Raw genomic sequence first — 12,311 nt, 5'->3', positions numbered from 1 at the left:
GCCTTACAAGGAATCTGACATGAGCGCATCTTCGACCTCCACCAATTTCGATCAGGCTGAACTGGACAAGTTCGCCGCGCTGGCGACCCGCTGGTGGGACGCGGATGGTCCGCAGAAACCGCTGCACGCGCTCAATCCGGTACGCCTGAAATACGTGGCTGACCGCGCGCCGCTGCGGGGTGCAAAGGTGCTGGACATCGGTTGTGGCGGTGGCCTGCTCAGCGAGGCCTTGGCCAAGGAAGGGGCACAGGTGACGGCCATCGACCTGGCGCCGGAACTGGTCAAGGTGGCGCGCCTGCATGGCCTGGAGTCGGGCGTGCAGGTGGACTACCGCGTGCAGGCCGCCGAAGACCTGGCTGCCGAGCAGCCGGGCGCGTTCGACGTGGTCACCTGCATGGAAATGCTGGAGCATGTGCCGGATCCGGGTGCGATCATCGCCGCCTGCCAGCGTTTGCTGCGTCCGGGCGGCAAGTTGTTCCTGTCCACGATCAACCGTACCCCGGCCGCGTTTGCGGTCGCGGTGGTGGGCGCCGAGTACATCGCGCGCCTGCTGCCCAAGGGCACGCACCACTACCAGGAATTCATCAAGCCGGCCGAACTCGGTGCTTGGCTGCGTGAGGCCGAGCTGCAGCTGCAGGACGTCACCGGCATGGCCTATGAGCCGTGGCGCAACCGCGCCCGCCTGAGTAGCCGCACCGAGATCAACTACCTGGCCTACGCAGTCAAGCCGGGCCAGGCATGACCACCTCGTCGTTCCCGACGGCAGTACTGTTCGACCTGGATGGCACGCTGCTGGACAGTGCGCCGGACTTCATCGCCACCGCCAACCGCATGCGTGAAGCGCGCGGCATGCCGGCCTTGCCGCTGGAGCAGTTGCGGCCGGTTGTGTCCAAGGGCTCCCGTGCGATGCTGGCGGTGGCATTTCCGCAGATGGCCGAGAGCGAGCGCCACGCGCTGGTGCCGGAGTTCCTGGAGGTCTACGAAGCGCTGATCTGCCAGTACGGCCGTTTGTTCGACGGTATCGAAACAATGCTGGAAAGGTTGGAGCAGGCCGGTACCACCTGGGGCATCGTCACCAACAAGCCGGAGTACCTGGCCCGGTTGATCCTGCCGCAGCTGGGCTGGGAGCAGCGTTGTGCAGTGCTGATCGGCGGCGACACGCTGGCCGAGCGCAAGCCGCATCCGTTGCCGCTGGAAGTAGCCGCGCAACGTATCAAAGTCGCGTGCGGCGCCTGTGTGTACGTGGGTGACGACGAGCGTGACATCGTCGCTGCGCGCGCGGCCGGCATGCCTTCGGTCGCGGCGCTGTGGGGCTATCGCCTCGACGGTGACGACCCCTTGGCGTGGCAGGCCGATCACCTATGCGAGTTGCCGCAGCAGCTCTGGCAGGCCGCCGCGTGGCCGGCCGCCAAGCGGGCTTCGGCCTGACCCAACGAAACAGAGGTAATGACGTGAGCAGTGCGCTGGATAGCTTCCTGGACAAGTGGCGGGACCGTTGGCCCGAATGGATCTTCGTGGAGCGCTTCGTCGCCGAGGGGGATCGCGCCCGGGCCGTGGCGTGGTTTGCGCTGCTGCAGGAGTTCGACAACATCTTGAATGCCACCGGCGACACCACGCCGCAGGACGCCAAGCTGGCGTGGTGGGGCGAGGAACTGCGCAGCTGGGCCGCGCAGCGTTCGCGACATCCGTTGGGGCGCGTGCTGGAACCGGTGCGTGCACCGTGGGATCAGTTGGCCGACGCACTTCCAAGCCTGATCGACGCCCGCGAAAGGCCGGCCGATGCCGCCCAGGCGCGCAATGCGCTGGGCACCTACGCCGCCGCTGTCGCTGCAGTGGAAGCAGCGGTGTTCACTGAATCACCTGTTTCCAATGCTGCCGATGCCGTGCTGACACAGACGCTTGCGCAACGCGTGCAGGAGCTGGGCGCAGTTGCGGTGCCGCGTGCCCCGGGCGATGAAACGCAGTGGGAGAAACAGCTGCTGGCAGCATGGCCATCGCGTGTCGCCGGCCCACGCCCCCGACGGTTGTACGCATCGCTGGCGCGTGCGCGGCAGCAGGCCCGCTTGAAAGGCGGGGAGTATCAGCCCAGTCCCGCAGCATTGCTGTGGCGCAGCTGGTGGGCCGCGCGCGGTTGATGCACGCCCGTACGCCGCGCGGGTAGGGAGCGGCGCTTGTACCGAAAGTCAGGCGCGCCGGTGCAAGCCCCGGGTGCGCTGCGCGCACCGGACGGACAAGCAGTGTTTACTTCCCGCGTTCCAGTACCAACAGCGGATCGATCCGCGTATCGAGCCGCGCCAGGTAATCCTTCAGCCGCGGAGATGCCGGAGCGCGCCGCCGCGCGCCATTGACGGCGAACCAGTGGCTGTTACTTCCCGCGTTCCAGTACCAACAGCGGATCGATCCGCGTATCGAACCAGTTCATCCCCCAATGCAGATGCGGGCCGGTTGCTCGTCCCGTCGCACCAACGGCCGCGATGTCCTGCCCCTGCTCGATCCTGTCGCCGACCTTTACGTCGATGCGCGACAGATGCAGGAAGTTGGAGCTGATGCCGAAGCCATGGTCCAGCACCAGGGTGCCACCGGTCAGGTACAGATCCGGACCGGCGAAGGTGACGATGCCCGCAGCCGGCGCCTTCACCGGCGTGCCGGTCGGCACGGCGATGTCCATGCCGGAATGGCCGCTGCCCGGTTGCCCGTTGTAGACGCGCGCGTTGCCGAAGCGGCCGCTGATGCGGCCCTGGACCGGCCAGATGAAGGTCTGGCTGAAATCGGTGCGGTTGTCGTCGCGCTTGCGTGCCTCGGTGACCTGGGCCTGCTCGCGGGCAATGCGTTCGGCGATGGCAGGTGGCGGGTTCACCGTCTTCGGCGGCACGCCGTTGACGCGCTCGGTCGGCCAGTCGCGTGCTGTCACCGCGATCGATGCGGTTTCACTGCTGCCATCCGAGCGCCGTACCTGCACCTGCAGCGGGCCTTTCTCGTCGCGGCCGATGCCGAACACCACGCTGCCGTAGCCGCTCACGCGCAGTTCGCGACCGCCGTAGCGCACGCTGCTGCCCGCAGGTACCTTGCCGATCACCATCGCGCCCTGTGAGGCGCTGGCGGGAAAGATGATGCGATTGTCGAGCAGATCGCCAATGCCGTCCTGCGCTTGCGCGGACGGTGCCGGGAACAGCGGCGCTGCCAGCAGCAACGCCCCCCACATCACGATGCCACGCATCAGCGGTCGTAGGTCATGCGCTGGCCAGCCGGCGCGCCGACCAGCTTGTTGCCGTCCCACACCAGCTGGCCATTGACCCAGGTGGAGGCGATGCGCGAACGGAACGTGGTGCCCTCGAACGGCGACCAGCCGCACTTGGACAGCACGTCCTCGCGCTTGACCGTGAACGGCACGTCTTCCACCAGCACCAGGTCGGCGAAATAGCCTTCGCGCAGGAAGCCACGTTCTTCCACGTCGAACAGCTGTGCCGGCGCATGGGCGAACTTCTGCACCACCTGCTCGCGGGTCAGCTTGCCTTCGTGCACGCGCTCCAATGCCGCGACCAGTGCGTACTGCACCAATGGCAGGCCGGATGGCGCCTGTGCGTAGGGCTTCTGCTTCTCTTCCCAGGTGTGCGGGGCATGGTCGGTGGCCAGTACGTCGAGCACGTCGTCGGCCAGCGCGGCGGTGATGGCCTCGCGGTCGGCCACGTCCTTGATCGCCGGGTTGCACTTGATCAGGTTGCCCTTGGTGGCGTAATCCGGGCGGGCGAAGTGCAGGAAGTGAACGCAGGTTTCAGCGGTGATCTGCTTGCGGCTGCCGTCGGCGCGGATCAGTGGGCCCTTCTCGAACAGCGCCAGCTCATCAGCGGTGGAAATGTGCAGTACGTGCAGTCGGGTGCCGTGCTTGCGTGCCAGCGACATCGCCAGCCGGGTCGACTTGATGCAGGCTTCGCGCGAGCGGATGTCCGGGTGCATCTCCGGGGTCAACGCGTCACCGTACTTTTCCTGGAAGGCCTTGAGGTTGGCATCGATCATCGGCGTGTCTTCGCAGTGCGTGATGATCGGGGTGGGGCATTCGCGGAAGATCGCGTCCAGGGTTTCCGGGTTGTCGACCAGCATGTTGCCGGTGGAGGCGCCCATGAACACCTTCACGCCGGGGGCCTTCTTCGGGTCCAGCGCGCGGATGGCTTCGAGGTTGTCGTTGCTGGCGCCGTGATAGAAGCCGTAGTTGGCCCAGGCGCGGCCCTTGGCCAACTCATACTTGGCTTCGAGGATGGTCGAATCCAACGTTGGCGGGTTGGTGTTGGGCATGTCCATGAAGCTGGTCAGGCCGCCGGCCACGGCCGCAGCCGATTCGCTGGCGATGTCGCCCTTGTGGGTCAGGCCTGGCTCGCGGAAGTGCACCTGGTCATCGATCATGCCGGGCAGCAGCCAGCGTCCGGCGGCATCCACCACCTGTTCGCCGTCGCGCGGCGTCAGCCCGGTGCCGATCTGCGCGATGCGGCCGTTCTCGATGCGCAGGTCGCCATCGAAGGTGCGGCCTTCATTGACCATGCGGGCATTGGTGATGAGCGTGGAGGACATGTCAGTGTTTTCCTGTACAGCGGCAAGAAGAAGAGTCAGGGCGCTCGGGCACCGGGTCGAAGCCGCCAGGATGGAAGGGCTGGCAACGGCCCAGCCGCAGCAGCGTAAGCCAACAGCCGCGCAGCGGGCCGTGCACACGGATGGCTTCCATTCCGTATTCAGAGCAGCTGGGGACAAAACGGCAGCGCGGCCCGAGCAGGGGGCTGATGAAGCGCTTGTAGAAGCGCAGTACGGCAATGAGTAGGCGGCCGATCACAGGCGAATGATATGCCACTTGGCATTGCCATTGGATTTGTCGCAGGATGCGTGACGGTACCGGTAAAGCTTTTGGGCTTTCCCGCTGCCGGCCAGACGCGGATGCCGCGCTTGGTTACGTTCCGAACTGCGTACAACGGTCCGGTGACGCCACCGGACCCTCGCAGCGCGGGCCAGGCGTCCGTTCAGGCAACGGTGTCCGGCGCGGTTGCTGCTGCTGGTCGGGTAGGCTATAAAGGCCCGCTTTCCCGGGCCCCGGGGGAAACAAGGAAGAGCGTTTCGTGGCTGCTAAAAAACCTGCAAAGAAGGCCGTCAAGGTCGCCAAGAAGACCGCCAAACCCGTAGTCAAGAAGGCGGTGTCCAAGCCGGCTGTGAGCAAGCCCGTTGCCAAGGCTGTAAAGCCTGCCGCGACCAAGGCCCCTGCCAAAAAGGTGGTTGCCAAGAAGGCAGCGACCAAGCCGGCCGTCGTCAAGAAGGTTGCTGCCAAGCCGGCGGCTCCGGTGGCCAAGAAAACCAAAACTCCTGTCAGCAAGGTGGCCAAGCCGGTCGCCGCGCCTGCCAAGAAAACTGCACCCGTGGCCAAGGCCGTCAAGCCTGCAGCCAAGCCGGTGGTGGAGAAGGCCGCGGAGAAATCCGTTGCCAAAGTCGTCAAGACGCCCGCCACCCCACCCGTGGTCAAGTCCGTACCGAAGCCGGCCGTCAAGCCGGTGACGGCCAAGCCTGTCCCGGCCGAAGTCGCCAAGAAGGTTCCAGCTCCGGTCGTCAAGCCGGTCGCTGCCAAGCCGACGCCAGCGGCCAAAGCCCCGCAATCCAAGAAGCCCGTGCCTGTTTCGAAATCCCCCGTAAAAACACCCGTCAAATCCACCGCCCCGGTTGCTGTCCGCCCGGTTGGCAAGGTGGCCGTCGCCGTAACCGCTCGTTCGACCGCTCCGGCGCCGCGCAGCAAGTACAAGGTGGTTGAATACAAGACCGACGAGGCCTCCGGCCGCCCGATCCTGCCTGCCGGCTACAAGCCGACGGCGGACGAGGAGTACATGAGCACGCTGCAGCAGGAGTACTTCCGTCAGCGCCTGCTGCAATGGCGTGGTGATCTGGTCGAGGAATCGAAGCAGACCATCGAGAATCTGCGTGAGGAAGTGCGTGACATCGGCGACGAAGCCGAGCGCGCAACCCGCGAGACCGAGAACTCGCTGGAACTGCGGACCCGTGACCGCTACCGCAAGCTGATCGGCAAGATCGACAGCACGCTCAAGCGTCTGGAAGCAGGTGACTATGGTTTCTGCGTCGATACCGGCGAAGAAATCGGTCTGGATCGTCTGGAAGCTCGCCTCACTGCCGAGCGCACCATCGACGCCCAGGAGCGTTGGGAGCACCTGCAGAAGCAGCAGGGCGACTGATCGTCCTGCTTCGCCGAGCAACGTGGAACCCCGCCCAGGCGGGGTTCTTCTTTTTGGAGAGCGATGATGTCAAGGCAGGAAATCTTCATGCGCCGTGCAGTGGCATTGGCACGCGCGAACGTCGCTGCCGGTGGCCGTCCGTTCGGTGCAGTGCTGGTCAAGAACGGTGAAGTGCTGGCCGAGGCTGCAAACAGCATTCACACCAGCCATGACCCGACTGACCACGCCGAAATGCGCGCCATCCGCCAGGCCAGCGCGGTGCTTGGCAGCGCACGCCTGGACGGCTGTGAGATCTATGCCAGTGGCCACCCGTGTCCGATGTGTCTGGCCGCGATGTACCTGTGTGGCATCGAACAGGCGTGGTTTGCCTACTCCAATGACGAGGGCCAGCCATTCGGGCTTTCAACCGGAGCGGTGTATGCGCGCCTGGCCGAGGGGCCCGCGGCGCCTGCTTCCGGCCTGCGGCAGCTGAAACCCGCCGGTGAGCAGGGCCTGTACGCGGCGTGGAAAGCGGGGCAGTAGCGGGAAGGTGGCCTTCATCCGCTCGGGCAGCTCGCTCCGTGCCCCGGCCTCGCAAAGCATGCGAAGCGTTCAGCCACGCACGAGCCAGTGGCTCGTCAGCGGCATGCCGTCACCCCGCCCGAGGGGGAGCGGAGCGCCGGAAGCTGTTCAATGACGGGATGCCGTGCGGCGTTCCAAGCAATCTCTCCCTTCTCCCTTCTCCCGTAGACGGGAGAAGGTGCCCGAAGGGCGGATGAGGGTAGGGGCTTTACTGAAGATCCCGCAGATTCAACCGACGCAGCTGCGGTGCCTTCCATGCGGTGACGCCGGCCACAGCCAGCACCGCGCAGCCGCCGATCACCACTGCCGGTACCAGGCCCAGCAGTCGCGCCATGCTGCCAGCGTAGAACGCGCCGAGTTCGTTGGAGGAGCTGATGAAGATGCCATTGATCGAGGACACTCGGCCGCGCATTTCATCCGGAGTTGCGAGCTGCAGGATGGTCGAGCGCACCACCACGGACACGCCGTCGCAGGCACCGTAGAACAGCAGGATCGCGGCCGACAGCCAGAAACTGTGAGACAGGCCAAAGGCGATCACGCACAGGCCGAAGCCGGCCACCGCGAACAACAGAACGCGGCCGGCATTGCGTTGCAAAGGACGCCGCGCCAGCCACAGGCCAACGCAGATCGAGCCCAGCGCCGGCGCCGCGCGCAGAATGCCCAGGCCTTCCGGTCCGTAATGCAGGATGTCCTGGATGAAGGCCGGCAGCATCGCCACCACGCCGCCGAGCAGTACCGAAAACATGTCCAGTGCCATCGCGCCGAGCATGATCTGGTTGGACAGTACGAAGCGTGCGCCCTCGGCGATGCTGGCGAAAATCGGTGCGCGGGTCTGCGGTGGTGGCGGTTCGCTCACTTTGAGTGAGGCCAGCGCCGCCAGCGCCAGGGTTGCCATCACCACAGCAACGCCATAAGACAGGCCCTTGCCACCCCAGGCAACCAGCACGCCGCCCAGCGCCGGGCCGATCACCATGCCTGCCTGGAACACCACGCTGCCGAAGCCGGCGCCACGCGCGAACTGCTCGCGGGCCAGTACGCGTGCGAACAGGGCGTTGTAGATCGGTGACAGGAAGGCGCGGACCATGCCGGTCAGTGCAATCGCCAGATAGATCGGCCAGACGCCTTTGACCGGCAGCCAGCCCATCGCCACGGCGGCCAGCACGAGGGCGGTGGCGATCAGCCCCAGGGTGGCGGCCATGCCCAGCCTGCGGCGCGGCAGGTGGTCGACCAGGTAGCCGGCAAATGGTGCCACACAGAAGAATGGCAGCACCTCAGCCAGGCCGATCAGCCCGAGCGAGAAAGGGTTACGGGTGATCTCATAGATGTGCCAGCCGACCGTGACCGCGACGATCTGGTAGGACAGCATCGCCGCGATGCGGTACATCAGCAGCTGGGCAAAACCAGGTTGGCGCAGCAGCGCTGCGGCGCTGGAGTTGTCAGCCGTGGCGCTCACTGCTGCTGTGCTTTGGCGGTGTCGCGGATGAAGGCCAGCATCGCTGCCAGGCCATTGCTGCGGGTGGGCGACAGGTGTTTGGCCAGGCCGATGGCGGACACGTAGTCCGGCTCGGTGGCCAGGATGTCGGCGGCAGAGCGTCCGGAATACACACGCAGGGCCAGGTAGATCAACCCCGAGACGATGGCCGAGTCGCTGATGGCGTGGAAGATCAGTTTGTCGGCGTTGCCTTCGGGCACGATCCAGACCATCGACTGGCAACCGAGCAGGCGGTGTTCTTCGCTTTTCCATTCCTCCGGGAAGGTGGGCAGCTTGCGGCCGAGGTCGATCAGGTACTGGTAGCGCTCGGACCAATCGCCGAAGAAGGAGAACTCCTCGGCAATGGTGGCCTGCGCTTCGGCGGGGGTGGGTTCGAGAGGGAAGGGGGAGTTGATCATCGTTGGTCCTGTTCTTGGCCCGTTGCTTTGCTGGCGATGGGCTTTGGGTGGGGTGCTGGGTCGGTTCCCCTCACCCCAGCCTCTCTCCCGGAGGGAGAGGGGCTCAGTGCGTCGCGAGCCGACGCTGTGTGTGCAATTGCAGTTTCCGCTTCAGCCCCTGTCCCGATTGGGGGAAAGGGGTCGGGGTGAGGAGAAGCCTTACCCCCGCTTCCAGCGCACGCCCTGCGCGGTGTCTTCCAGCACGATGTTCTCTGCGGCCAGCTGGTCGCGGATGGCATCGGCGCGGGCGAAGTCACGGGCCTGCTTGGCGGCAAGGCGCTCATCGATCAAAGCCTGGATGCGGGCATCATCGCCCGCTTCGGCGCCACGACTGAACCATGCGGACGGCGCCTGTTGCAGCAGCCCCAGCGCCAGGCCGGCGCCAAGGAGTTCGCGCTTGAGGCGGGCCTTGTCGTCAGCACTCTCGGCCTTGCGTGCGTCACTGGCGATGCGCGCCACTTCGGCCAGCGCCAGCGGCGTGTTGAGGTCGTCATCCAGCGCGGCTTCCACCGCCGCCGGGATCTCGGCCGTGGCGTCGATGTCCACCAGGTCACGCAAGGTGCCGTACAGGCGGTCCAGAGTGCGGATGGACTGCTCGATCAGGTTGTCCGACCAGTCCAGCGGCTGCCGGTAGTGGGCCGACAGCAGCGCGTAGCGCAGGGCTTCGGGCGGATGCTGGCGGACCAGGTCGTGCACGCGCTCGATGTTGCCCAGCGACTTGCTCATCTTGGCGCCGCCGAAGTTGAGCATGCCGTTGTGCAGCCAGAAGCGGGCGAAGGTCTGCCCGCCGTGCGCGCACTCGCTCTGCGCGATCTCGTTCTCGTGGTGCGGGAACTGCAGGTCCACGCCGCCGGCATGGATGTCGATGGTCGGCCCCAGGTGCGCGGCCGCCATCGCCGAGCACTCGATATGCCAGCCCGGGCGGCCCACGCCCCATGGCGAGTCCCAGCCGGGCAGGTCGTCGCTGGAGGGCTTCCACAACACGAAGTCGCCGGCGTCGCGCTTGTACGGAGCCACCTCGACCCGTGCGCCGGCCAGCATCTCTTCTGGATCGCGGCGCGAGAGCTTGCCGTAGCCCTTGAAGCTGCTCACCGAGAACAGCACGTGGCCTTCGGCGGCATAGGCATGGCCGCTGCCGACCAGGTCCTCGATCATCGCGATGATGTGCGGGATATGGGCGGTGGCTTCCGGCTCGATGTCCGGCGGGACCACGCCCAGCGCGGCCATGTCTTCCCGGTAGGCTGCGGCGAAACGGTCGGTGATGGCCGAGATCGGCACCCCCTGTTCCTTGGCCGCGGCGTTGATCTTGTCGTCAACGTCGGTGATGTTGCGCGCGTAGCGCAGCGCGCCGTAACGCCGCCGCAGCAGGTTGGCCAGCACCCCGAACACCACCGGGCCGCGGGCATTGCCGATATGGACGTAGTTGTAGACCGTGGGGCCGCACACATACATGGTCGGGGCGGAGGCATCGAGTGGAGCGAACGGCTCCAGCTGCCGCGTCAGGTTGTTGTGCAGGCGCAGGGTCATTGGGTATCTATTGGGGGTGAGGCGAACCCCGCAATTCTAGCGGCCTGGGGCCGACGGGGCACTCCCGGGCTGTGCAGGATGCGGATGGACGGGTAAGGTTCAGCCCCAGGGCCGCGGTGCTGCCTACACTATTGGCTACCATTCGCTCCCGCATCGTACTGCTGACCTTGATGAAACCCATTCCGCTGCTGTTGACGCTTTGCCTGTGTACCGTCGCCCCCGGGGTTGTCGTGGCGCAGGAGAGTGATCTGCGCAATCGGGTGGTCATCGTGGAGAACGTCCGCTACGACTACGCGCAGGTGCTCAATGTCGAGCCGGTGTTCCAGACCCTGCGCGCCACGCGTACCGAGGAACATTGCGAGCCGGTCTCCACGCGCACGCTGGCGCCGGTGCAGGTCAAGGGTGAGAACGGCGAAGAGCGCGGTGGCATGCGTCGCTTCTGGGACTCGGTGAAGGGCATTTTCGGCGGCGGCAAGGAAGAAGCCGACGAAGTCGTCAGCGGCGAAGAGGCGCAGCCCCGGCACGCATCCGGCGGTTCGGCGATGCTGACCCCCGAGTGCAAGGTGGTGGAGGTGGGGCGTGAATTCCGCCGGCCCATCGCCTATGACGTGGACTACGTCTACAAGGGCATCAAGTTCCGCTCGCGGTTGCCGGAAGATCCGGGCAACCGCTTGAAGCTGCGGGTGTCGATCACCCCGGATATCGGCCAATCATTCGACGCATCGTCGGCCACGCCCTGATGTTGCGCTGCGACACTTGCGCACCGGCAGGGTGCGTGCGAGTATGCGCGACGATGAAAGCCAACAGCTTCCAGCACGCAACCAGCACCGCCCGGATGGCCTCCGGCATGACTTCGCGTGCCCGCCGACCGGAATCCCACATATTCGCTGGGTGACCGGGGCTTCGTGCTGTCTGTTCAGAAAACCCAGCCCAGGCTGGGTTTTTTCGTTTTTGGTTTCTGAAAGTTTCAAACGCAATGAGTCGCGCCTTGGCGCATCCAACCGCCGGTAACGGCGACATTCCGCAGCAAAGGATGGATTGATGTCTCTGAAGCATTTCTTGAACACCCAGGACTGGAGCCGTGGCGACCTCGACGCGCTGCTCACTCAGGCGACGCTGTTCAAGCAAAACAAGCTGGGCGATGACCTCAAGGGCAAGTCGATCGCCCTGGTGTTCTTCAACCCCTCCATGCGTACCCGTACAAGCTTCGAGCTGGGTGCGTTCCAGCTGGGGGGCCATGCGGTGGTGCTGCAGCCGGGCAAGGATGCGTGGCCGATCGAGTTCAACCTGGGCACGGTGATGGACGGCGATACCGAGGAGCACATCGCCGAGGTGGCCAAGGTGCTGGGCCGCTACGTCGACCTGATCGGCGTGCGCGCGTTCCCTAAGTTCGTGGACTGGGCCTACGACCGCCAGGACATCGTGCTCAAAAGCTTTGCCAAGTACTCGCCGGTGCCGGTCATCAACATGGAGACCATCACCCATCCGTGCCAGGAGCTGGCCCACATCCTGGCGCTGCAGGAACACTTCGGCACCACCGACCTGCGCGGCAAGAAGTATGTGCTGACCTGGACCTATCACCCCAAGCCGCTGAACACCGCCGTGGCCAACTCGGCGCTGACCATCGCCACGCGCATGGGCATGGACGTGACCCTGCTGTGCCCGACCCCGGATTACATCCTGGACGAGCGCTACATGGGCTGGGCCGAGCAGAACGTGGCCGAGAGCGGCGGTTCGCTCCAGGTCAGCCATGACATCGCCAGTGCCTACGCCGGTGCCGACGTGGTCTACGCCAAGAGCTGGGGCGCGCTGCCGTTCTTCGGCAACTGGGAGCCGGAAAAGCCGATCCGCGACCAGTACAAGCACTTCATGGTCGACGAAGCCAAGATGGCGCTGACCAACAATGGCGTGTTCAGCCACTGCCTGCCGCTGCGTCGCAACGTGAAGGCCACCGATGGTGTGATGGATTCGCCGCAGTGCATTGCCATCAACGAGGCGGAGAATCGCCTGCACGTGCAGAAGGCGATCATGGCCGCGCTGGCCGGCAAGTAATGCTTGAGCCCCTCTCCCCATGGGAGA

General features: G+C 65.5%; 13 protein-coding genes. 7 read left to right on the top strand and 6 right to left on the bottom strand.

The genetic code is table 11. The annotated features are described in order from the left end of the window. The first annotated feature begins 19 nt into the window (after window positions 1-19). The 3 genes from ubiG to ABB26_RS04310 are packed head-to-tail and all read left to right on the top strand — an operon-like array spanning window position 20 to window position 2,135. Entirely contained in the window at window positions 20-742 is a 723-nt protein-coding gene (gene ubiG / locus ABB26_RS04320; RefSeq protein WP_057632362.1) for a bifunctional 2-polyprenyl-6-hydroxyphenol methylase/3-demethylubiquinol 3-O-methyltransferase UbiG, read from the top strand. Beyond that, entirely contained in the window at window positions 739-1,428 is a 690-nt protein-coding gene (locus tag ABB26_RS04315; RefSeq protein WP_057632361.1) for a phosphoglycolate phosphatase, read from the top strand. The genes ubiG and ABB26_RS04315 overlap by 4 nt, the downstream gene beginning before the upstream one ends. A 23-nt stretch (window positions 1,429-1,451) precedes the next feature. Continuing rightward, complete coding sequence (locus ABB26_RS04310; protein ID WP_057632360.1) at window positions 1,452-2,135, top strand: squalene/phytoene synthase family protein; 684 nt, start codon at window positions 1,452-1,454, stop codon at window positions 2,133-2,135. 230 nt (window positions 2,136-2,365) lie between these two features. On the opposite strand, the gene ABB26_RS04305 is transcribed toward ABB26_RS04310, so the two are convergent. Genes ABB26_RS04305 through yidD form a run of 3 tightly spaced genes read right to left on the bottom strand, consistent with a single transcriptional unit; the run spans window position 2,366 to window position 4,837 of the window. Beyond that, window positions 2,366-3,217: a M23 family metallopeptidase gene (locus ABB26_RS04305; protein WP_057632359.1), complete on the bottom strand. Its 852-nt coding sequence runs from the start codon at window positions 3,215-3,217 to the stop codon at window positions 2,366-2,368. Next, window positions 3,217-4,563 (bottom strand): dihydroorotase, encoded by a 1,347-nt coding sequence (locus tag ABB26_RS04300; protein WP_057632358.1) that lies wholly within the window; start codon window positions 4,561-4,563, stop codon window positions 3,217-3,219. The genes ABB26_RS04305 and ABB26_RS04300 overlap by 1 nt, the downstream gene beginning before the upstream one ends. 1 nt (window position 4,564) lies before the next feature. Further along, window positions 4,565-4,837, bottom strand: coding sequence for a membrane protein insertion efficiency factor YidD (yidD, locus tag ABB26_RS18540; RefSeq protein ID WP_083490687.1), 273 nt, complete (start codon window positions 4,835-4,837; stop codon window positions 4,565-4,567). 262 nt (window positions 4,838-5,099) lie between these two features. Here yidD and dksA point away from each other — a divergent pair, with 262 nt between their 5' ends. Together dksA and ABB26_RS04290 are read left to right on the top strand one after the other, a co-directional pair. Continuing rightward, entirely contained in the window at window positions 5,100-6,215 is a 1,116-nt protein-coding gene (gene dksA / locus ABB26_RS04295) for an RNA polymerase-binding protein DksA (protein WP_057632357.1), read from the top strand. A 63-nt stretch (window positions 6,216-6,278) separates the two neighbouring features. Then, window positions 6,279-6,737 (top strand): nucleoside deaminase, encoded by a 459-nt coding sequence (locus tag ABB26_RS04290; protein WP_057632356.1) that lies wholly within the window; start codon window positions 6,279-6,281, stop codon window positions 6,735-6,737. A gap of 247 nt (window positions 6,738-6,984) precedes the next feature. Here the strand turns inward: ABB26_RS04290 and ABB26_RS04285 are convergent, their stop codons facing one another. The 3 genes from ABB26_RS04285 to cysS form a co-directional block, all read right to left on the bottom strand. Further along, a complete protein-coding gene (locus ABB26_RS04285) occupies window positions 6,985-8,229 on the bottom strand; it encodes an MFS transporter (protein WP_057632355.1) in 1,245 nt (414 codons plus the stop codon). Next, window positions 8,226-8,666 (bottom strand): SufE family protein, encoded by a 441-nt coding sequence (locus ABB26_RS04280; RefSeq protein ID WP_057632354.1) that lies wholly within the window; start codon window positions 8,664-8,666, stop codon window positions 8,226-8,228. The genes ABB26_RS04285 and ABB26_RS04280 overlap by 4 nt, the downstream gene beginning before the upstream one ends. 198 nt (window positions 8,667-8,864) lie before the next feature. Then, a complete protein-coding gene (cysS, locus tag ABB26_RS04275) occupies window positions 8,865-10,232 on the bottom strand; it encodes a cysteine--tRNA ligase (protein ID WP_057632353.1) in 1,368 nt (455 codons plus the stop codon). 170 nt (window positions 10,233-10,402) lie between these two features. On the opposite strand from cysS, the gene ABB26_RS04270 reads away from it, so the two are divergent. Both ABB26_RS04270 and ABB26_RS04265 read left to right on the top strand, forming a co-directional pair. Beyond that, window positions 10,403-10,972 (top strand): hypothetical protein, encoded by a 570-nt coding sequence (locus tag ABB26_RS04270; RefSeq protein WP_057632646.1) that lies wholly within the window; start codon window positions 10,403-10,405, stop codon window positions 10,970-10,972. Between the two features lie 301 nt (window positions 10,973-11,273). Next, window positions 11,274-12,284: an N-acetylornithine carbamoyltransferase gene (locus ABB26_RS04265; RefSeq protein WP_057632352.1), complete on the top strand. Its 1,011-nt coding sequence runs from the start codon at window positions 11,274-11,276 to the stop codon at window positions 12,282-12,284. The last annotated feature ends 27 nt before the right edge of the window (window positions 12,285-12,311 follow it).

This window comes from Stenotrophomonas humi (assembly GCF_001431415.1).
Classification (GTDB): domain Bacteria; phylum Pseudomonadota; class Gammaproteobacteria; order Xanthomonadales; family Xanthomonadaceae; genus Stenotrophomonas; species Stenotrophomonas humi.
Note: the sequence above shows the minus strand (reverse complement) of the source record. Positions and strands in the feature narration are given on the sequence as shown.

Bases quoted from the DNA above. Each gene is read 5' to 3' on its own strand.
- ABB26_RS04290 (WP_057632356.1), top strand. From the start codon at position 6,279: ATGATGTCAAGGCAGGAAATCTTCATGCGCCGTGCAGTGGCATTGGCA.
- ABB26_RS04265 (WP_057632352.1), top strand. From the start codon at position 11,274: ATGTCTCTGAAGCATTTCTTGAACACCCAGGACTGGAGCCGTGGCGAC.
- ABB26_RS04305 (WP_057632359.1), bottom strand. From the start codon at position 3,217: ATGCGTGGCATCGTGATGTGGGGGGCGTTGCTGCTGGCAGCGCCGCTG.
- ABB26_RS04315 (WP_057632361.1), top strand. From the start codon at position 739: ATGACCACCTCGTCGTTCCCGACGGCAGTACTGTTCGACCTGGATGGC.
- cysS (WP_057632353.1), bottom strand. From the start codon at position 10,232: ATGACCCTGCGCCTGCACAACAACCTGACGCGGCAGCTGGAGCCGTTC.
- ABB26_RS04300 (WP_057632358.1), bottom strand. From the start codon at position 4,563: ATGTCCTCCACGCTCATCACCAATGCCCGCATGGTCAATGAAGGCCGC.
- ubiG (WP_057632362.1), top strand. From the start codon at position 20: ATGAGCGCATCTTCGACCTCCACCAATTTCGATCAGGCTGAACTGGAC.
- ABB26_RS04270 (WP_057632646.1), top strand. From the start codon at position 10,403: ATGAAACCCATTCCGCTGCTGTTGACGCTTTGCCTGTGTACCGTCGCC.
- ABB26_RS04280 (WP_057632354.1), bottom strand. From the start codon at position 8,666: ATGATCAACTCCCCCTTCCCTCTCGAACCCACCCCCGCCGAAGCGCAG.